The following is a 21112-nucleotide window of genomic DNA, read 5'->3' on the forward strand; positions in this document are numbered from 1 at the left end:
ACACCTTGAATTTTTCCACGCAAAAAAACCTTTGAGTTAATAAGAGGCGTGGAAGCCTTCTTAAAAACCCAAAGGTTTTAAATTTGATTAATAACTGCTAACCAAAAAGGTTGCGAAAAAAAGAACTAAGGAATCGTATGGATTGATTATAGCATAGAAGTTTTAAAGGTACACTTAAAATAAATAATGGCTTCACTCCAGCTATAAAGAATTATAGTTAGGAATGAAGCCGTATGCTTTTACCAACCCAAAGGCTGTCATGTTTTTTAAGTAACCGCTAATCCAAAATGGATTGCAAAAAAAGTGAAAAAGAAACAATTACATCATTAATATATCATATTAGAGCTGGTATTTCACTAAGATGATTACAGATCTTGACTGTTTTGAGTGTTATGCACCTTCACCAAAATAGTCCATTTAAATAAGGTTAAGCACCATAACTCAATGCTTAACCTTCAACTGTAATTATAATTAAAAAGAGGATTCTCTCCATTTATCTCTCACAATAAGTAGCTGCTCAAACAGGATTACTCCCATTAAGATAAACAAAGAAATGTTAAGAGACCATTTTAGAACCCCATCTGGTACCTTTTCTTCTAGAACTAGAAAGTAACCTACTATTGACAACGCCCAAATCCAGTTGTTGTTTTTTCTCTTTTCCATTCGCTAACACGTGGCATTTCTTACCCATCAAAGCTAATTGGCCACGTGTCTTTTCCCTCCTTTCTATATAATCTAATAAGCATTTTATGCATAATCTGGTATAACCATGTAAAAATTATCATTTCGTTCAACAATTAGTGAATTTCTTAAGAGGTGGTTTTTAATACTTGCCACCATGTCGTCCAATCCATTATATTCACCCCAAGCATTTATTACCTCATTTCTTATAATTATATTTGCTTGGTCTTTATGAATCAAAAAATTCAGATCTCTATTGAATAGTAATTGATTATGTATATTTCGAATAAGATACGCTGGGAAAATAAGAGATTCTTTGAAATTATGCAGATGCTTGTCACCGATTTCAAAGTCCAACTTATTTATTTCATTGTCATCCCCTACTATAAGGGACTTATAATATTCAGAGATAATCTTGGAATAGTTCTGCTTTTCTGATTGTCTTTCATTGGATTCCGCAATTTCCTTCAGTTCTTCCACAGTAGTATCACTTAATTCAGATTCAAGGAAGGAAGAAGCATAATTCATGAATCTTTGTGTATTATACATTACTAACTTTTGCTGGGTTAGATAAGAAAATTCGTTAATTAATTCATACCTTGGACCAATAGTTCTTCCACTGGTTATATTCCACCAATCTGGTTTATTATCATCAGTTACGAAGATTATATCTACTTCTTCTTCCTTTGCTTTATCTATGATCTGCTTCCACACGAGTAAGTCCCCATACTCGTCTTTAAGGATAGTATCTCTATAATATTTTAATTTCCCTTTTTTCTTTTCATCAGCATAGCCAGGAGGGAACTTTCTATCATATCTATCTTTTCCCTCCTCGTATATTTGATTTAATCTATCCTGGTCATAATAAGAGCCAACCTTACCATCCAATAACTCAGTTATTCTGTATAGTATGTAATCATCCTCAAGAAAATTTGGGTGCAGTTGTTTTTCACCCTTTAAACCCTCTTTTAAAGAATCCACATGTTCAGTAATTGAAGAAGTTATCATATTAATTTCTATTGAAGGGTGCCTTTTCTTAATATTTTTAACGTCCTTTTCAAACGTACTTATCAATGTCTGCGTAGAATTATCGAGTAAGCTGATTACATCGTCAAAAGCTTTAATTTGCTCGATAATAACTGAAACGCGATTAGAATGATATTCTAACCCCACTTGGTGTGGAATCCAAAGACGTCCAGATAAACTGGATAAGATATCTATTAACTTATTTCTAGTCTCTTCTGTATATCTGTACAAGTTAAGCAGAACATTCGCATCAACTACAAAAGTACAATTATTCCAAATTTCATTGTATTCTTCTTCTGTAAGAGGATAATCTTTATTAAACATATTTTTCATTACATTTCTCCTGTATAATTGGTATATTTTATATAATTATAATATAGTTAGATAAAAAAGGATATTCATTGGGTGAACTTCTTCAGTATTACTTAATAAATGCTCTCATTTATTTTTAAGGAGTTGAAGTTTTTGGATAACAGTCTTCCACCGCAAAGAGTCATTAATGAATCATTGATCTGCCTCCCGACCCCATGTGATGATCTTACATATTACCCAGCAAGTCTTGCAGACTTAGGAGCAAACGGTCAGATATCAGTATTCCAGTTAGAATGCTTTAAAAGTGGAAATGTTTATTTGGCAGCAACACTAACTGAAGGGATTAATTATCGTCGAGCAGGTGCACCAGCTATAATCAATGCCTTGTACGAAGATATGCCATGGAAAGAACAAGAGATAATTAATCATAATGGAATATTTAAATATAAAGTGGCTCCCTCCTATGCAGAATTTGAACGTTTGCTTGGAATTGAATAATCAAATCATCAAACCAAAAAGTAACCCACCCTCTTGAGCTTGCCTTATAGGGTGGGTTACTTGCGTATGGAATAGGATATGTCCTACATGATTCAAATTGATCGTTTACAAAAGAGCCTAAAAGTTTTTTGTTTGTTGGATAGGCGGTACGTCAGCTGTTTTCTTTTTTAAGGCTAGGATCCAGTCAATCAGTAGGTCACGATCGACCAATCTGACTTGATTTGAACTCGCTAGCTTCTTCGCAGGCTCAGTGAAGAAACTGTTGGTGACGACCCAGCACTCATCAGCGCTGTAATGGCTTTTAGCTGAAGCAATTTCTTGTACGGCTTTAATGCCAACATTCTTTTTATAACGCTTAGCTTGCACGATAATTCGTTGATCACTCAAGGTTAAAACCAAATCAGCCCCATAATCTCCACTGGAAGGTGTTAATTTCACACGATAGCCTAGATTTTTCAATAAAACTTTAAGATATTCTTCGAAATTCCGCCCAGACATCTGATCGATTTCCCGGATTCCGGATTCTTTTAGTCTTTGTTCTCTACGAATATCTTGTATTAAAGGAATAGCAATGACTAATCCTAACAGAGAGAATATACCTAAAGTTAATAATGGCTCGTCCATTAAAATGGTCCAGAGTAGCTCTAAGCCAATCTTGAATCCTTCGAGAAAGCCTATATCCATGCCCCACGTCCCCTTACTATTGTAATCTGCAGCAAGCTAAAACTTAAATCCATGTATCTGATTCCTTTCATTTATCTTCTGTAAGGTCCCACAGTAGATCATTGTCTTCTCTAAATTAAAATTCTTAGGGTGAGGAAGAAGCTTGTGGAGAAAGTAATGTCTCCGGGCCATTGTTTGAATTTTTCTCTTTAATACTTTTTTACTCACTTCATAGCCTCCACCATTGTTCTGAATGGACTGTTTAAGGAGGGTTCCATCCTCTAAAAGTAAAGCAATCAATAAAAGGGGAGATTTCCGATTGGCAGTAAAATAAAAGGTATAAACTTGTTTATTAACGATGATGTACTCCAGCTCAATCATGTGTTTGTCATAGAGGTAATTTTCGTAGTCAATGCTATTTTCTACAACCCCTCGGACGCTTATAATATTTACCTCCTTATCTAAATCACTAATGTTTATGAGTTATATTTTACCACTTAAGTAGGTATTTTGAAATGGATGTATAGATGTGCTAAGTCTTATCCTAATGAAAAGAAAATAGAACTGACCTATGCTAAGGTGAGTTCTATTGTCGTTTATTCGGAAATCACAAAAAAATGATTATTGGGCGCCTTTTATTTAGTAACAATCCCCTTTAACTCTTAGTAAAGTGTTTGATAATTTCATCAAAGGCATTATTGATCAGTCCTTGCTTATAGCTGTTGATAAAGTCACAAAGCAGAATTTCAATAACATCTTCTACATATACCGGCTCCTCATTCAATACTTCATACAAATCTGCTAAAAATATCTCTAATTTCAATGCTTGTCTCCGTTCAAGGTGTACACTGAGTTCCATTAAATTAGGTGTGGGAGTACACTTCGATACCGACCTCTCTTCATATATATGGTGATTAATAATCACAGCCTTCTTGTGATCCCTAGAAACTAGACCTCTGTAGATATATTCAGGGTCTGGATTCCGTCTTATACCTCTCAAAAAGTCCTCAATCAGAACATTTATAAGGTCGGCTACATCAAAATCATATTCGCTTTCCTCAGTTATATCTTCACAGAACATCTCAGTTCTTAAGTACACAGAAGTAGGAATTCTAAATGTGTATACATGTTGGTTGGGTGAAAAAACCTTATCGAAAATTCCGCCAAACAATTTTCCAAATGTGCTGCTTTGAGGAGATGAATGCCGTCTTATTACGGACTCATATAAACGAAATCTGTCATTATACATTCCGATCACCTTCAGCATTTACCATACCAATTAAGATTCTGTGGGCAGCTTGCTTCCGACTACAATCCCACTCAATTGTCCATGCTACGAGCATGTCCATAAATCCTTGTTCTAACTTTACGGGATATGACTTGTCTGAACCAGAAGGGTACGGTGTCTCAGGAAATGATATTTTTCTATAAAGTCCTTTCTTTATCATGTCAGTACAATAATTTGTTGGATATACTTTTTGAATAGTAGCAAGGTGCCTGATCTTTTTTCTCTGTTCCAGGGTTAAGGGAACCTTCACACTGAATTTTTTATCGCTACGAGTCTTTCTAGTCTTCTCCTTATCCTCTACACTTTTATCGGTTAGCTCCTTTTTTTGAATGATTTTTTTGTTGGGTGCGGCTGCTTTGTTGAATAACGGATTAATGGCCACGCTTCTTCTCCCCCTTCTCCTATTTTAAAATCAGTCACTTATCTTAGGGTCAAAAAGTTAGATAGTTAGATAGTTAATGATATTCAGGGGAGAGGGGGTATAGAACGTATAGAAAACTTAAACCTTGGACATAATGAAAATAAGATTATTTCACAAGGGAGAGGATTAAAAATGAAACAAAAAAAACTTAGAGACCAGGGCGTATCAAAAAAAGATATCATAGCTTTTGCTAAGCTTGGTAAAAAGAATCGCAAACGGACAGTTAAGAAGGTTACTATTTCACAATAATAGGAGTTCGTTATGTTTATATGGCCTATGTTATTGGAGAAAGGTGATCCCTTCACGTCAGAGGACTATTTTTTTCAGTGGAAGGCGGATGGGATCCGTCTAATCCTCTCGAGCATGAACGGAGAAATAAACGCATATACCCGGCACAAGACCAGTTGTATAAAGAGGTTTCCTGAGCTTGCAACATTAAAATTTAGGGAAGATGTGGTGTTAGACGGAGAATTGGTCTGTTTTGATCCTGAAACAAAAAAGGATAGCTGGGAGTTAGTTATGAGAAGATTCCAGATGACTAACGACTATAAGATTGCTGCAGCTATGAAGTCTTCACCAGTGATATTCCTGGTCTTTGATGTATTGTATTTAGGCGCACCTACCATGAATATGGAACTCAATGAACGTAAGGAAGTCCTTAAGGATGTAATTCCAGATTCGCCTTACATATCGACTATCCCATTTGTTGATACTGAAGGAGAGATATATTTTGAGCAGATTAAGAAATTTAAGCTTGAAGGTTGTGTAGCCAAGAGGAAGAGGAGTATTTATAGACCTGGTGAGCGGTCCTCCAATAGGGATTGGATAAAGATTATTAGGTATGAATACTACGAGGTAATGATCACTGGAATAAGAAAGCAAAAGTTTGGATATTTTTGTTCCTTTAGAACGGAAGAAGGATTAAAACCTGCGGGTGTCATCGAGTTTGCAACTAAGGACCAAAGACGGCAGATCGGTTGGAGTGAAATAAGTAAAGAAGACAATTTCAAGAAGATATTTCGTAGGCCAGTACCAGCCATTGTAAAGTCAAGAGGTAAAACTCATAATGGATTTCTCAGGACACCAATAATTCATTACCTGGATTAAATGAGTGGGTATAATAAAAGCCTAAAATCTTAGCCGTCGCAAGCGTAAGTAAGTTTTAGCCATAATCTAGCTTAAATATTGGATCAAGTTTACTTATAAGAAATTGCTCTTTAATCTAAAAAAACTACCTTAGGGTAGCAATTAGAAAATGATTCATTATTGAAACAAACCACTGAGGGAGTCTTTACCGTCTTGTACTGCTTTATCAGCTAGATCTTTCCCTTTCTCCCCCAGTAAATTCTTTGCCTTGTCGTCGACCTGTCCTTTTATATATTCTTTAGTCGCATCCTTTATCGACTGCTCTGTGCTTTTGCGCTCAGCCACGACAGGATTAAAGCCCCCGTCAGGCTGAACGTAGCCTGGCAAGCTCCACACATTTAACTTCTGCTGTCTTGCCTTCTTTTCCGCTGCTTTAAATTCAGGCAGCATGGTGATCCCAGGAGGTATTACGAATCTGATGATCGCTAACCCTTCCTCAAGGAGCTTTTCTTGCAAAATTTCTCCGTTAGGAAGCTGAACGTAAACAAGATGACGTTCATACTTATCCTTCTTGTTTCCTTTGTCATAATAAAGCTTTAGTTCAGTTCCTTTTGGCAGTAGCTCCTTTACCCGTTCAGTTGCTTTATCTCCCCAAGGCATCTTTTCTGTTGTCCATTCCGGAGAATCAATAAGAAGAAAACGTAACTTTACTTCTCTCTCTTCTGCCTCACCATCGACGATTTTAACTGCTATTGTGTCCCCGTCCACAACATGGGTTACTTCACCAATAAATGACCCTTCATCAATGGTCTCAAGTTTGTTCTTATCTGAAGTTTTAACACTTAGATCGTTTGTTTGAGTTGTGACAGGTGCCGCAGGAGCTTGTTGTTCCATCTCACTAATAGAACAACCAGTCAGAATTGAAATACCTAATATGAAAGGTAAGATACGTTTTTTCATTTATATTCCTCCTTTTAAATATTTCTTAATGTCTTATTAGAGACTTTAGCTATATAACGGAGACACTCCCTAATAGGGTATTGAATCAAGGACTTTGCCTGGCCAAAACGTATTCCTATTTCCTCTAAATGGTCTACGAGTTGCATAACCGTCCACTCACCGTCATGAATCTTATGAAAAGACTTTATTACGACCTTCTTCCACTCTAAAGCTGGGCTAAGTATGTATGCTTCACCCATTACTGTGTGGTTTATTATTCTGTCAATTTTCTCCCGTTTCTTTTTGATCTCAAGCTCTTCCTGATACAATGCAATCGCCTCCTAAACGCAAAAACCCCACCTGAAAACGAATATATGTGTATATTCGTCCAAGTGGGGTTTTCCCATTAGTTATTCTTTTTTTATTATATCATACGTAGACGCTTCATCAGATACCTTGTTTTAATCTTTCATAGGTGGTCTACCGTCACTCCAGAATTTAAATTGCATAGGCTGTTTTCCGTCACAATAGCGCTCTGGTGAAGCTTTAAGTGGATGTTACATAGGTGGTCCTCCATCAGAAAACGGGAACAAGACAATCACCTCACTGAAAATAGAATATGATATTAATATTTTAACATATATGTTTTATATTGGTGACATTTTCAGTGGGTTGGGAGGGTTACTGGTGAATCAAGTACAATCGTAGAAATCGCATGTTTGTAGATCATCTGTTGTCTCTTATTAAATTCAATTAGAATAGTAAAACCATCGAAGCCAATAATTTTCCCATTAATCTTCATCCCGCTAACTAAAAAGATTGTAACGGTTTGACCATTTCGCCTTGCTTGGTTAATTATATGGTCTTGAATAGAATTTGATTTCTTCATGTGCTTCTCCTTTCATATTATGACTGGTAGCTATTTACTTCAAGAGATCCTCCGCATAAAAGATTCCCGTAAGACCATCATTAAATTGGACAGTATATGAATTCCTGGCCATTGATTCATGGATACAGATAATCTCACCGATCTTATTAGCGAATGACATTAAATAATAGTAGTCCTCTTCGGTCCCTTCTTCTAAAAGAGGTGATTTTATTTTGACATGCTGGGACAACTGAAAAACTGTTGAGACACCCACTTCTTCAATAGTTAAATCGAACAAGTTAATTTGCTTCATGGCTCACGTTATATTCCAGTGTTGTTTTAGTGTGTGAATAATTAGTTCCTCCATAGTACATTTATCATCCGCTGCTTTTTTTCTAATGAAATCTTTCATCTCATTAGAAAAATATATAGTCATGGGTTCTAAACCAGTATCAATATATATTCCCTCAATATCCTCGAATATTTCTCCCGAAACCAAAGCCTCCATTAAATAGTTTATTTCTTCTTCAGTGAAAACAGTTATTAATGACGGTTTAACCTCCATAAGGATGTTATCCTTATCAAATTCCATTTTCATGTTAGACGGGCCGAGGTAGACGAGAAACTTTTCAATGATTTGGTACACAATCGATTGTAAGTCATAAGGTCGCACAAATTTAAATTTCGCATAGCCCTTGCGGTTAATATGATCTTTTTTATTGGCTATGTATTTTGGTGTGTATCCACTGTATAAAGCTACTTCAAGAGGGATTGTTTTGTTATTTATGGTGGATAGTTTAGGGTCCTGTTCCATTTCCATGATTCGACCGAAATCTTGAGATTCCTCATTATAAAAGCTTTGGAATAAAAAGTACTTATCATTGGAAAGTAAGTTTGTATTCTTTTTTTTGTATTGCTGCCATTCCTTTGATTCTAAGAATTGTTTAATATCGTTCTCTTGTAAGAAGTATTGCACTTTACCTTGAAAAGACCTCTTAATAGCAGGAAGTTTTGACTCATGTATGTACTTCATTAGAACATGGTAAGGAATATCATACTTTTTAGAAACTTTAAATGTAGTTATTCCTGGCTTAGTGATGCTTTCTTTAAATTGCTCTATTTCTTGTTTATCAAATAGTTTGGTCCTTCTCATTCTCCATTTATGATCGTAGATGGGATTGATTTTTTTATCTTTGATGTATTTGTAAACGGTCGGAAGACTTTTACCTAATATCTCTGCGACTTCTTGTGTAGTGACAAAATCTCTCTGTTCATTGTTCATTGTGAAAACATGACATCTCCTTCCTTCATGATTAAGTGAAATATTATTACTAATGTATTATATATTATAAACTATTTTACTAGATTTATATATTTTTAATTATAATTTATTTTTAGTTAAAACTATAATAACTTATGGGAATTTAAGTAATTAAAATAAGGTACAACAAATGTAGTATTTTTTGTATGTTGTAATATTCTATGTGATATAATTTTATAAAAGTATTTAGTAAATATTAATCACTAATAGTCAGTGAAATAAATATCTTGTCATTGGAATATTTGAGAAAAACTATTTAATTTGATAAGTTGGTGAAAATTATTATGTTTGATGTTCGGTTATCCTTGAATACAAAAGATAATGAATTAACTAATGTTTCTTCGCTTACAAGAGTTTTTATGGATACCTCTCAACTCCCAGAATTAATACAAAAAATGGACAATTCCGAAAAAGAGAATCGCTTATTATTTGAGGACTTTACTGATCATGAAATTCTCTATTATTATGTTCACTATAATAAAAACAGGGATCGTGAGAAAAGTCGTGCACCCGGAACTAAAAAAGAGTATTTGCGGGAGCTTTTAAAATTTGCTCATAATATCGTTTCATATGCTAGCACAATTGGTGTAGATATTAACCAAGTCCACGACCATTCTTTGTTTAAAAGTCTTTCGCCCAGACATATTGCCCGCTACCAAATATGGATGGAGAAGGAAGAACCTCTTCTTAACAATAAAATATCGTATTCTTCTTCTACACTTGCTCGTAAAAATACAATTATCAAAAGCTTCTTGGATTACCTTTACAAGAATAAATACATTAGCGTTAATTTAACGGAAAGAATGAAATCCTCTACTGTAAATGATTATGAGCGACCGAATCGAGATCTTGGACCAGGAGAGGTCATTCAGATTTTGGATTACTTTTATAATGAAGAAAGGCATCCAATTATGGCAGGGCTAATACACGTCCTAGTTACAACGGGAATTAGGAATTCAGAGCTTTGCAATGCTAAAATGAAGGATCTTAAGTATGATTCAATTGCTGCATCATATACTTTGAGTTTTAGAGCTAAAGGAAATATACAAAGAATTGTCCCCATTAAAAATAAAGTATATAGATCGATTGTCGAATATAGGAAAGCAAGAGGGCTAGACACTGTTCTTTCAAGCAATGATTCTTCACCTCTTTTACCGAATGCATACGGGAATGCATATACACGTTCATATCTATCTAAATACATAAAAGCATCTATTCTCAGAACAAACCTTTCCTTTCTTGAAAATCGAGAAAACCCAATTACGCCTCATACTTTTCGTCATGCATTTGCAGTTATTTCTTATCAATCGGGTGCGGATATCTATACCATACAAAAAAGTCTGGGACATGAATCATATCGAACTACGGCTATTTATCTTCAAAAAATACTCGATCTTAATCAAAATGCCATCTATTCATGGGATCAAGGTGCTATGAAGAAATACGTTTAATAGAGGGCACATACCAAGGGGATTTAAAAAGGAGAGAAGATGTTGTCATCTTCTCTCCTTTTCTATTTGAAAGTTTCACTAATAAATACGTAAGGTGAATACAAACTAAATGCAATTTTTTCTATATCCAACCGTTAGAACTGAAACGCACCATTCTTTATTATTAAAACTTCATCTCCGTTTTCCTTTATCGCTAATACGTTCATATCTGGTGTACCGAATGATAGATTGACAATTAAAAGAGATTTATTTAGGCCAGCGCCCTTTAATTCTTGCCGCGATAGATTACTTCCATTTTTTAAATTTGATGGTGATGCATTGCCTATGCCAATATGACAGGATGTATTTTCATCAAACAATGTATTGTAAAAAAGAGTATCCTCTTGAGCGAGGGGAGAATTATTAGAGACCAAGGCAATTTCCCCTAAATAATGAGAACCTTCATCTGTTTCAATAATCCCTTCCAGCACATCTTTTCCTGTTTTGGCATCATAAGTTGTAATCCTCCCATCTTTAAAACTGAGAGAAATATCATTGATAACACTTCCACTATAGACTTGGCTTTCTATAATATTATAAATAGTTATTGCTTCGGGTTGGAGCCCCATGTATACAGGAATCATCCACGCATATATTGCTTATAGTTTGCAAACAGCTGGACCCAACTTGGAGGTGAGCAAGTTGCAACATTTATAACCATAATGCTTATACCGGTTACTCTAACCGACAATAGAGTTTGGTACTGGCAATCAAAAAAGGTTAAAACCGCTACTTCCCTTGAAATAAATAAAAGGCTTATAGCAAACACAGCTATTTGGGCAATTCGATTTCAAATTGCCATTATTTATTTGAATTCAACAATAGCTAAACTTGGAGAAAAAGATTGGATTAATGGGACAGCGGTCTATTATTATTTACAAGATCCAATGCTAGGCAAACTAACGGCGCCTATACTTACAACCCCATTAGTTGCACTACCGACTTGGGGAACTTTAAATTTACAATTTTTCCTGTTCGCAGCGCTAAGGGAGGTCTAATCTTATGGATTTGTTTTATACGTGTTAAACAATCGTTCACGCCCAGGCTTAGCACTCACTTCGGTCCGATTACGTTTTACAAACACCTTATAAGAATTATATACGATAAAAAGAAAGCCTTCTCTTATTAAGAAGACCTTCTTTTCCATCTTATTCTTCATTAATCGTAATAGGTTCACTTGCTTTATGACTTGATTCTCCATGCCCTGGTCCAAATAAGTTTAAAATTACAACTCCTGCAAGAATAAGTACTATTCCTGCAATGCTAGCCATGTTAATTTTTTCTTTCCAAATTAAAACTGAAATGATAGTAGTAAAAACAATACCCAATCCTGACCATAATGCATACGCAGTAGTTAAGGGAATGGTTTTCAACGATATTGCTAAAAAGAAAAAACAAATAACGAAAGATACAAGCACCCCTATTGTAGGAAAGAGTTTTGAAAAACCTTCAGATGCTTTTAATAAAGAAGATCCAATAAGTTCTCCAATTATAGCAAGTGCTAAATATAAATATGACATTATTATACTCCCTCCTGAATCATGGTCATTAATTCTTCAAATACTTGTTTTTTTAGTTCTTCATTTAATGGTGCTATTCCAAATATTTCAGAGAACCAAAGACCATCTATTGATAATCTTGCGATTGTTATTTTCACCGGATCAATTCCATCGTTTATTAACTTTGTATGCAAAATATTGTATTTCTCTCGAAACTCAGCTAATAAGTCTGGATTAATAAACATTGCAGCCGTTAATGCGGAATTTAGTTTATTATTTGCTAAATCAGAAAATGTTGTTTCTAAATAAGCTCTACTCCATTTTCCTAATGGATTATTATCTTTATTAACTAACATATCGAGGCATTCAAAATAATAATTTGTCCAATCTTCCACCATTCCTTTAATTAAGGCTTCCTTGCTAGGGAAATGATATAATAATCCACCTTTGCTTACACCAGCTCTTTGGGCTACAGCTTCTAATGTGAGTTTAATAACGCCTTCTTCTTTAACAATTTCAGATGCAGCAGTCAATATATACTTTTTTTTATTGGTATTTTTTGAAATAGTCATAATTACCTCCATAACTTCGATATTATTTACTGTACCGTCTGGACGGTTTTTTGTCAATAATTGAAATTGCCCGCGATTTTTATGTTTCATAGTAATTTCTTGACCACAGTAAGGAAGACCAACCCTGGTCCGGGTGGTCGAAGGAATCCACCATACTGCGCCAGCAAGTTCTTTAGTACTTTAAGGAGAGAGCAACGACAACCGGTTCATAACGAAGGACAGTGGGGAGACTCGTAGCACACGAGGAAGATAATAAAGTAAAAAAGCCTTGCTGATTATACAGCAAGACTTGGAAGTTAGTGCGCTACATACATAACACCGAATTGATACGGCCACATTGTTCTACAGATCTTTAAAAGTCCTAGAATTTTTTGTTGTTTCTTGAATAGGAGGACTGTCTGCTGTTTTCTTCTTTAAAGCCAGTACCCAGTCAATCAATTGGTCGCGATCAACCAATCTGACATGATTTGAACTCGCTAGCCTCTTTGCTGGCTCAGTGAAGAAACTGTTGGTGATGACCCAACACTCATCCGCGCTGTAATGGCTTTTAGCTGAAGCAATCTCTTGCACGACCTTAATGCCAACGAGCTGGGTGGAGCCTGCAACCGAATGATCAACGGAGGCTAGGAAAATGACCGAATCCTTATCACGTAATAGCAATAAGCTTCAATCCCATAATGACGGCTACAATAATCTCGAGACGCTTGTGCCCATACGTATTTACATAGGCGGTTGCCTTATGGCCAGGATAAACGCAATCAATAAGTCTTTATGAGCCATAGAATCGCTTTACACATGCCATGCGATGAATAAGAGCGCCAGGGAGTTGGTGATGAATCCACCGATTGCTTTAACGAACATGCAAAGGGTATATCCACTTTGTTCACAATCAATCTGGATAGAACGAAACAGCCCGGCAGTCATCGAGCTGTGTTCGTTCACTTGCTCCTGCCCTTCACGAGACGCAGAGCATTCAGAATTACGATAATGGCAGCACCCGTGTCGCTTAGTACGGCCAACCATAGTGTCAACCATCCGGGGAAGATCAACGCAAGTGCAACAAATTTAACAACCAGAGAAAACCAGATGTTCTGCTTGATAATGCTTAAAGCGCGCTGACTCAGGTTAATGGTATGTGGGAGTTTATCAAGGTTATCTGCCATTAACACGATATCAGCGGTTTCCATGGCAGTATCCGTCCCTGCTCCTCCCATGGCAATGCCAAGATCAGCTGTTGCAAGTGCCGGAGCATCATTGATTCCATCTCCGACCATAGCTACATGATATCCTTCACGTTGAAGCTGCTTGATGACATTCACTTTGTCTTCTGGCAGCAATTCTGCATACGAACGATCAATGCCAGCTTCCCTTGATACTAGCTGTGCGGTCTTGGGGTTATCACCTGTTAACATGACTACCTGATTGATTCCGGCTTCTTTTAAAGATGAAATCGTCTCGACCGTATCTCTTCGAATGGTGTCGGCCACTGCAAGGATCCCCAGCACATCATCTTCATGACCGATGATGACCACGGTCTTCCCTTCATTTTCAAAGGTATTGGCCACCGTCTCTGCTTCTTCAGTCAAACCATTAAGCTCGCGAAATAAACGGACACTCCCTGCGATATATTGTGTGCCCCCGATAATGGCTTTCACACCTTTCCCGGTAATGTTCGTAAAGGAACTTCCCTCTCTTCCGCTTATCCCCCTTTCAGAGGCATGCTTTACGATGGTTCTTGCAATGGGGTGAGTCGAATGCCCTTCTAATGTCATCGCAATGGACAGTAATTCTTCTTCTGTTCCTTCGAATACTTTGATTCCGGAAACATTAGGCTTTCCTTCGGTCAATGTGCCTGTTTTATCAAAGGCAATTGCATTAATACCGGCTGCCTTCTCAAGAAATGTACCACCTTTGATCAAAACACCATACTTTGCAGCGCTTCCTATGGCAGAAACGATTGCGACCGGAGTCGATATCACCAGTGCACAAGGACAAGCGACGACCAACAGTTCCAGTCCTCTGTAGAACCATTCACTCCAGGTCCCCATTCCCACTAATGGTGGAATGACCATGACCACCACAGCAAGAACAAAGACGATGGGGGTGTAGATGGACGCAAAGCGGTCAATGAATGCTTGAGTAGGGGCTTTTTGGTCTTGAGCCTCTTCCACTAGATGAATGATTCTGGCGATTGTTGTATCTTCTACAAGCTTCGTGACTTTGACTGCCAATGAACCATTTTCGTTGATGCTTCCAGCATAGACTATGTCACCTATTGTTTTATCAAGAGGGATGGATTCTCCCGTAATAGGAGCTTGATTGACACTCGATTCCCCACTGATAATCTCTCCATCCAATGAAATCCGTTCACCAGGCTTCACCACCATGATCTCCCCAATTGCAACGGCTTCAACCGGTTTTTTCTTGATTTCACTTCCCTCTTGGATCCAAGCTTCTGTGGGCGCCAGGTTCATAAGGCTACGGATGGAATTCCTCGTCTTTTCAATCGACATGGTTTGTAGAGCCGTTCCCAATGCAAATAGCCAAACAACCGTCGCCCCTTCCAACCATTCTCCAATCAATGCCGCGCCGATTGCTGCAGCAGACATGAGAACGTTCATATCAAGGGAACCGCTGCGAATTGAATAATAGGCACTCCTGACGGGCTTATATCCACTGATCAGCATGGAAAAAGCATATAGCATCGTGATGACCAAATCCGGCACACCAGTGAAAGATCCCCCTAGGCCGAGGGCAATCAAGATCCCCGATGTGATAATCGTCCCTTTCTCCTGATTGTTCCCTTTTGGCCTGTTTGCATCATGTCTGGAACGAATCGACGCTTTAAACCCTATTTTTGAAACTTCCGAGATGATTTCATCCACACTATTGTCGTGAACCACCTCCATTTTCCCTGTGGAAAAGTGGACAGAAACATGATGGACCCCGTTGATGGATGACAGGTGGTTCTCGATGCTTTTGGCACAACTTCCACAGTCCATCCCTTCGACATTGTAGGTCTTGGTATTCTTATTCTCCACTACGGGATCCAGGGCGTAGCCGAGCTTTTCTATCGTGCTCTCTACCTCATTCCGATCTGCTCCGGATCCCGCACTGTATCTAAGTTTCCCCGTGCTATAATTTACATGGATATCCTCGACCCCCTGCAATTTCCCCAAAGCTTTCTCAATCGAGAGGGCACAGGACGGGCAGTCCATCCCGGATACCTTATACTCCTCAAAGACTGGTGCCACCTTCCCTTGACGCATCTCACTCCTGTCTTCCCCACAAGTATCAATGGTGCAACATGACTGCTGGAGAGGAAAATCAACGTCCGTATCCGCGCAACAACCTTTTCCCGACTTTTCTTGGGCAAGCAGGATTTCACTCTTATCGCCTTTCTTCTTATCCGGCGATCCTCCACAACATTTATCGGCCATTCATTTCCATCCCCTATACAATATGATTACGGCAACAGGCTACATCACTTTGTACTTCACCCAAGACTGCATCAAACATCGTTAACAGATTTCTAACGTTCTCATTGCTCAAGCGATAATGGACATATTTCCCATCCTGCCTTCCAACAATCAAACCGCACCCCTTTAAACATGAAAGGTGCTGAGATATGCTGGATTGACTTCCGTTAAGCTCCTCCACAAGCTGCGTCACCGTTTTCTCATCTTCTTTAAGCGCTTCTAAAATTTGAATTCTAAGTTTATGAGCAAATCCCTGTAGAAATTTAACCTTGATATTCAAATCGAAATCGACCTGATTCAAACAACCCACTCCTTTCACATTAGAAAATCCTAATATGTATGATTAACATATTACAGATCTCTAATATGTGTGTCAAAATAAAAAAAAAAACATATACCGATGTTTTTCATTCAAACCTATTCATTTTTTTTAATTTGTCTTCCGTATTCAACATGATGTTCGAGTTATCCAAATTTGCTCGCATCCTCATCATTCGGTTCTGAATGCTACATATCGTTAAGCTGAACTTCCACACATATGTGGCTCTACTTGAAACTAATTAGAACTAATAATATCAGCGTCTGTACAAAGGGATTGAGTTGCAGCATTGAGTAGAGGGAAAATTCTGCAGCTGAAGGTTGCCTACAAAAAGCACAAAAAGACAGGGATTGGATTATGTCCCTGTCTTTAACGATTATTTCTGCCGTTTAGTATAAATGGAGGTTCTATTAGGAAGAGAATAGTATTAGTTGGTTGTTTTACGCATGATGAAGTTAGGGACTAATCGAATGTACATGAGCTCAACGGCAAGTTCTACGATGGTTTGAGTCACAATGATCGCTGCAACTAACGTGTTCATAGTATCCGGCAAGGCCAACGCAAGTGGAAGAACGACAAGTGAGTTCCGTGTGGATCCACTGAATATTAGGGCACGACCTGAACCGATATCAAGCTTAAACCATTTTGCTATTACCTTAGAGATGAACGGCATAATGATCATAAAAGCAATATAAATAGGAATTACTTTGATAATCAGATTGATGTCTGCTGACACTTTCCCAATTTGAGATGCTACAACGACAAATAGGGTAAGGGCCATAAATGGGACTGGGAGCCATGCAGATAGGTCAATCATTCGAATCCCTGCTCTTGATTTTTTTGCTATGATCTGCAAAGCGATGGCCAGTCCTAAAGGGATCACAATCAGGCCAAGAAATGCTTCTAGGAATGGAGCTGGATCTACAATCGTTACTGCTTCACTCCCGATAAACAGGATTAAGTACAAAGGTAATAGCAACATTTGGGTAATAAAAAGAATAGGTGTAGAAATCAGGATGATCTTTTCATTTCCTCTCCCCAAAGCCGTAAACACAATGACATAATCAATGCAAGGTGTAAGTAACACTAAATAAACACCTAGCAGTAGTGGCGGATAGTCTGGTAGGAACCTAGCTAGGAGCCATACCACAACGGGGACGGCGACAAAGTTGACTGTAAGTAGTGCCCAGATAAAACGGCGATTTGCAAACGATTCCTTTAATGAAGTGAATGGTATCTGGGAGAACATACTATACATCAAGATAGCAATAACCAGAGATATGGTCACATCCAATTTTGCTCCTAGATTCGGGGCCACTAATCCAAATCCAGCTGCCACTAGTAGTACAATGACATAAAGCCAGACTTGATTATTTTCTAGTTTCTCTCGAGTAACTATGATTTGAATACACTCCTTCATTTCTTTGCGTGAAGCGATTAGTTGTTTTTTGGAGGTAAAGTCTCTCTCCATACTATCATAGCTAGTGGTAAACTCCATTCAATACAAAATACCGCACATTTAGGCGGGCAGCGTCTCTTTATAGATGGAAACCAATTGAATCCCTCAATGACGGTCCCTTTTTTCCCCTACGTTGACGACAATGGTTTTATATAAGATTGTCTAAAGCCGTAGCGTACAATACAGCTTTGCCACTTGTGGTGCAGCCGTTGCAGACAAACAGTTCATTCCCCTGGTTTAGCTAAAGTGGCATGAACTACTCGAACATCGTGCTCTCGCCCAGTGAACGGGCAAAGGAAGTACACAGTCGATGTCCTGGATCAGCTACCATTCATTAAGACAGCTCAGCAAGCAGGTTTTAGTAGTCAAGAGATTAATATTTTTCCTCCTCATAGATGGAGAGAAATGGCTCGATCCAAGTGTGCCGAATTGGAGGATCAACAGAAAACCATAGAAGAAATGCCGGAGATCAACGGATTAAAGTATACATGTAAAACGTGGTCAGAGTGTTTTACGAAAGCAAATCCAACCGGCACTTGTGGATAACTATCAAAATATCGGCGCCCGAAACAACCGTGTTTTGGGCGCTATTTTAAATAGTGAACCGATAAATGTTTACTCCACCTTTCCCTTTGATGGAGTAGAGAGGGCTTCAGACTGTATCAGTTTCTCATAAATGTATTCAGCATCATTCCCTACTCCCAGTAATAGCGCAGATCCCCTTCGGAATTGCCAAGGAAGGCCCAGAAAATAAAGGCCCTGTTCCTTGGAAATCCCCCGAATATGAATAGGTTTACCGAGTTCATCCACTACCCTAGGGAGGCTTATCCAATCGTAATTTTGTCTATAGCCAGTCGCCCAGATAATATTAGAGACATCCAGCTTACTGCCATCTTCCAGTATGACTCGTCTTCCTTTAAACCCATGAAACCGGCTTTTTATAATGACTTTCTCTTCTTTTATCAGGTTTACTAACTCCTTACCAAAGATGGGATCAGGCTGGTTTTGAATGTATTTGCCCAGTCTTGATTCTGAAGTAACGGATAAAAGGCCTAAGCGTTTAAACCACCGAAAAATGCTTTTTCCTGCTACCTCTTGGGGCAAAAACCTCATTCTTGATCCCAAAGATAAATACACTTTCCTCGTTTTTGAAAGTTCCACTGCAATCTGAGCACCTGAATTGCCTCCCCCACGACCAAAACAGATCCAGGCTCAAGCTGGGAGGAATTTCGATAATTCGAGGAATGCAGGTGGGTAAAGGGAACAGACTCACTTTGATTTAGAGGGATGTTAGGCGTATGAAACGGCCCTGTCGCAATGACAACTTGCTTCGATAAAAGTGTGTCCCGTTCTGTCCTGACATGAAACATCCCATTGTGTTTCTCCAATTTTAACACCTTGGTACTTAGTCGTAGGGGGAGATTGAATGTCTGAACATACTCTGCTAAGTAAGAAGCAATCTCCTCTTTACCCGGATACCCATCCTCATCTCCATTAAGTGCCAGTCCGGGAAGGGATGACATAGACCGGGGTGTAAAAAGCTTCAAAGAGTCATACCTTTTCCTCCAACTCTCGCCAACATCTCTTGACTGATCAATGATCAGGAAGGACTGGTCCGACTTGGTTAAATAATATCCCATAGCCAGTCCTGCTTGACCAGCACCAACGACAATGACATCATACATGTAAATTCCTCCATAACGAATTATTATATGCGTATATATTCATATATTAATACTTTATGGATTCAATGTATATACTAACCTCCGTTTAAATACAATTGATTTCGTAAATTTAAATAACTACATTTCGCAGTATCACTCAACATACGATTAAATTGTTGAAAATATGTACTATTCTGTCGTTTAAGCGCAACCAAACAGTTGCTATGATAAAGCTAGCCTAAAAATCTTGTATAAGGGGTGCTCAGTATGAAGAAATCGCCAATGAAGATGATCGTTCTATTAACGATTGTGGTCTTTTGTCTCTTGGCAGCAATCGTAGTTTTAAACAACAAAGCAGAGAACAAAGATGAAACATTGGATACCCACCCAGATGTAACAGGACAACCCTTACACGGGGAAAGGGACGCCCCTGTGTCCATCGTTGAGTTTGGTGATTTCAAATGTCCTGCATGCAAGGCTTGGGGGACACCATCTACCCTCAATTGAAGAAAGACTTCATTGATACTGGGAAAGCAAATCTGTCCTATGTCAACGTGCTCTTTCATGGTAAAGAATCTACACTGGCTGCATTGGCCGCAGAATCGGTTTTAGAGAATGATCCGGATTCTTATTGGCGCTTCCAGGAAGAAGTATTCAAAAATCAGCCAGAGGACAATCACGATGAAGCCTGGATTACGGTTGAGAAACTAATGGAGATCGCCGGTGAAACGACTAGCATGGACCTTCAAAAACTTCAACAGGATATCCAACAACAAACATTCAAGGATCAATTAGACGTAGATACTTCACTGGTGGAAGAGTTCAACATTGAAAAAACGCCAACGATTATCATCAACGGTGTAATGTTAGAGGATCCATATGATTATGATAAGATCACGTCCCTGATTGAAGAAGGGCAGAACTAGATGAATAAAATTGAAGAAACTACATTTTGGCTGTACACAGCATGGCTGGTTTCCATCATTGCTACCCTTGGCAGCTTGTATTTCAGTGAGATAAAAGGGTTTGTCCCGTGTGAAATGTGCTGGTATCAGCGGATATTCATGTATCCACTGGTCCTCATCCTTGGTATTGCAACTTTTCAGAATGATCTTGGTCTAAGAAAAATCGTGCTTCCGATGGCCATCATCGGAGGCACGATCTCCGTACTTCATTATCTGGAACAAAAAGTTGATGGATTTGGTGGAATTAAGCCCTGCGCGAACGGGGTTCCATGCAATGTGCAGTATATTAATTGGTTTGGATTCATTACCATTCCGTTCTTGGCTCTGACTGCTTTTACTCTAATAACCATTTTTATGCTGTTATCGTTTAAGGGAACGAAGAAATAATCGGATACACTACTGATAAGGTGACTCGGTATCACCTTATCAATCGTGCATCTATCCTTAGTTTGTTGTTCGGATATGGGAGGTAAGATTATATTGAAACGACTTTATACTATTTTGATTGTAACTCTGACTATGGTAGCCGCCATTATATTCATTCCTTTCACCTCTTCTCCTT

The 21112-nt window shown here is 38.2% G+C and carries 21 protein-coding genes and 2 pseudogenes; 6 read left to right on the forward strand and 17 right to left on the reverse strand.

Annotated elements, in window-relative coordinates; all coding sequences use genetic code 11:
* Positions 1–747: 747 nt before the first annotated feature.
* Complete coding sequence (locus tag D5E69_RS22700) at positions 748–2040, reverse strand: PIN-like domain-containing protein (protein WP_159130421.1); 1293 nt, start codon at positions 2038–2040, stop codon at positions 748–750.
* 132 nt (positions 2041–2172) lie between these two features.
* On the opposite strand from D5E69_RS22700, the gene D5E69_RS22705 reads away from it, so the two are divergent.
* On the forward strand, positions 2173–2517 hold the full coding sequence (locus D5E69_RS22705; RefSeq protein WP_159130422.1) for a hypothetical protein: 345 nt from the start codon (positions 2173–2175) through the stop codon (positions 2515–2517).
* Positions 2518–2634: 117 nt separating this feature from the next.
* Here D5E69_RS22705 and D5E69_RS22710 read toward each other — a convergent pair whose 3' ends face one another.
* The 3 genes from D5E69_RS22710 to D5E69_RS22725 all read right to left on the reverse strand — a co-directional run bounded on the left by D5E69_RS22710 (position 2635) and on the right by D5E69_RS22725 (position 4850).
* Entirely contained in the window at positions 2635–3201 is a 567-nt protein-coding gene (locus D5E69_RS22710) for a restriction endonuclease (protein ID WP_249931633.1), read from the reverse strand.
* 634 nt (positions 3202–3835) lie between these two features.
* Positions 3836–4447, reverse strand: coding sequence for a hypothetical protein (locus tag D5E69_RS22720; protein WP_159130424.1), 612 nt, complete (start codon positions 4445–4447; stop codon positions 3836–3838).
* Positions 4422–4850: a hypothetical protein gene (locus tag D5E69_RS22725; protein ID WP_159130425.1), complete on the reverse strand. Its 429-nt coding sequence runs from the start codon at positions 4848–4850 to the stop codon at positions 4422–4424. Before D5E69_RS22725 ends, D5E69_RS22720 begins: the two co-directional genes overlap by 26 nt.
* Positions 4851–5165: 315 nt before the next feature.
* On the opposite strand from D5E69_RS22725, the gene D5E69_RS22730 reads away from it, so the two are divergent.
* Entirely contained in the window at positions 5166–5996 is an 831-nt protein-coding gene (locus D5E69_RS22730) for an ATP-dependent DNA ligase (protein WP_283957851.1), read from the forward strand.
* 156 nt (positions 5997–6152) lie between these two features.
* Here the strand turns inward: D5E69_RS22730 and D5E69_RS22735 are convergent, their stop codons facing one another.
* The 4 genes from D5E69_RS22735 to D5E69_RS22750 form a co-directional block, all read right to left on the reverse strand.
* Positions 6153–6935 carry a thermonuclease family protein gene (locus tag D5E69_RS22735; protein ID WP_159130427.1) on the reverse strand — a complete coding sequence of 261 codons (783 nt, stop codon included), beginning with the start codon at positions 6933–6935 and terminating at the stop codon, positions 6153–6155.
* Between the two features lie 14 nt (positions 6936–6949).
* The gene (locus D5E69_RS22740; RefSeq protein ID WP_249931635.1) at positions 6950–7243 is read right to left on the reverse strand and encodes a hypothetical protein; all 294 of its coding nucleotides are present in this window, start codon (positions 7241–7243) and stop codon (positions 6950–6952) included.
* 335 nt (positions 7244–7578) lie between these two features.
* Positions 7579–7803 carry an RNA chaperone Hfq gene (gene hfq / locus D5E69_RS22745; protein ID WP_159130428.1) on the reverse strand — a complete coding sequence of 75 codons (225 nt, stop codon included), beginning with the start codon at positions 7801–7803 and terminating at the stop codon, positions 7579–7581.
* Positions 7804–8098: 295 nt separating this feature from the next.
* Positions 8099–9064 carry a helix-turn-helix domain-containing protein gene (locus D5E69_RS22750; protein ID WP_159130429.1) on the reverse strand — a complete coding sequence of 322 codons (966 nt, stop codon included), beginning with the start codon at positions 9062–9064 and terminating at the stop codon, positions 8099–8101.
* Positions 9065–9375: 311 nt separating this feature from the next.
* On the opposite strand from D5E69_RS22750, the gene D5E69_RS22755 reads away from it, so the two are divergent.
* Positions 9376–10554, forward strand: a complete 1179-nt coding sequence (locus tag D5E69_RS22755) for a tyrosine-type recombinase/integrase (RefSeq protein ID WP_213085594.1) — start codon at positions 9376–9378, stop codon at positions 10552–10554.
* Positions 10555–10688: 134 nt separating this feature from the next.
* On the opposite strand, the gene D5E69_RS22760 is transcribed toward D5E69_RS22755, so the two are convergent.
* Entirely contained in the window at positions 10689–11177 is a 489-nt protein-coding gene (locus tag D5E69_RS22760) for an aminopeptidase (RefSeq protein WP_159130431.1), read from the reverse strand.
* A 78-nt stretch (positions 11178–11255) separates the two neighbouring features.
* Between D5E69_RS22760 and D5E69_RS22765 the strand changes: the two genes are divergently transcribed.
* A complete protein-coding gene (locus D5E69_RS22765; protein WP_159130432.1) occupies positions 11256–11591 on the forward strand; it encodes an HTTM domain-containing protein in 336 nt (111 codons plus the stop codon).
* A gap of 150 nt (positions 11592–11741) precedes the next feature.
* Here the strand turns inward: D5E69_RS22765 and qacH are convergent, their stop codons facing one another.
* The 8 genes and pseudogenes from qacH to D5E69_RS22810 form a co-directional block, all read right to left on the reverse strand.
* Positions 11742–12113 carry a quaternary ammonium compound efflux SMR transporter QacH gene (qacH, locus tag D5E69_RS22770; RefSeq protein ID WP_159130433.1) on the reverse strand — a complete coding sequence of 124 codons (372 nt, stop codon included), beginning with the start codon at positions 12111–12113 and terminating at the stop codon, positions 11742–11744.
* A gap of 2 nt (positions 12114–12115) precedes the next feature.
* On the reverse strand, positions 12116–12676 hold the full coding sequence (locus tag D5E69_RS22775; protein WP_159130534.1) for a TetR/AcrR family transcriptional regulator: 561 nt from the start codon (positions 12674–12676) through the stop codon (positions 12116–12118).
* A 330-nt stretch (positions 12677–13006) separates the two neighbouring features.
* Positions 13007–13324, reverse strand: a complete 318-nt coding sequence (locus D5E69_RS22780; protein ID WP_159130434.1) for a restriction endonuclease — start codon at positions 13322–13324, stop codon at positions 13007–13009.
* A 129-nt stretch (positions 13325–13453) separates the two neighbouring features.
* A complete protein-coding gene (locus D5E69_RS22785) occupies positions 13454–13606 on the reverse strand; it encodes a hypothetical protein (RefSeq protein WP_159130435.1) in 153 nt (50 codons plus the stop codon).
* On the reverse strand, positions 13603–16104 hold the full coding sequence (locus tag D5E69_RS22790) for a heavy metal translocating P-type ATPase (RefSeq protein WP_159130436.1): 2502 nt from the start codon (positions 16102–16104) through the stop codon (positions 13603–13605). The genes D5E69_RS22785 and D5E69_RS22790 overlap by 4 nt, the downstream gene beginning before the upstream one ends.
* Before the next feature lie 13 nt (positions 16105–16117).
* Complete coding sequence (locus tag D5E69_RS22795) at positions 16118–16444, reverse strand: ArsR/SmtB family transcription factor (protein WP_159130437.1); 327 nt, start codon at positions 16442–16444, stop codon at positions 16118–16120.
* Positions 16445–16889: 445 nt separating this feature from the next.
* Complete coding sequence (locus D5E69_RS22800; RefSeq protein WP_159130535.1) at positions 16890–17861, reverse strand: arsenic resistance protein; 972 nt, start codon at positions 17859–17861, stop codon at positions 16890–16892.
* 675 nt (positions 17862–18536) lie between these two features.
* Positions 18537–19606, reverse strand: a pseudogene (locus D5E69_RS22810) (flavin-containing monooxygenase).
* Positions 19607–19852: 246 nt separating this feature from the next.
* Here D5E69_RS22810 and D5E69_RS22815 point away from each other — a divergent pair.
* Both D5E69_RS22815 and D5E69_RS22820 read left to right on the forward strand, forming a co-directional pair.
* Positions 19853–20511, forward strand: a pseudogene (locus D5E69_RS22815) (DsbA family protein).
* Positions 20512–20937, forward strand: coding sequence for a disulfide oxidoreductase (locus D5E69_RS22820; RefSeq protein WP_159130439.1), 426 nt, complete (start codon positions 20512–20514; stop codon positions 20935–20937).
* Positions 20938–21112 lie beyond the last annotated feature (175 nt).

Origin of the sequence: Rossellomorea marisflavi, from assembly GCF_009806575.1 — a bacterium.
Taxonomy (GTDB): Bacteria; Bacillota; Bacilli; order Bacillales; family Bacillaceae_B; genus Rossellomorea; species Rossellomorea marisflavi_A.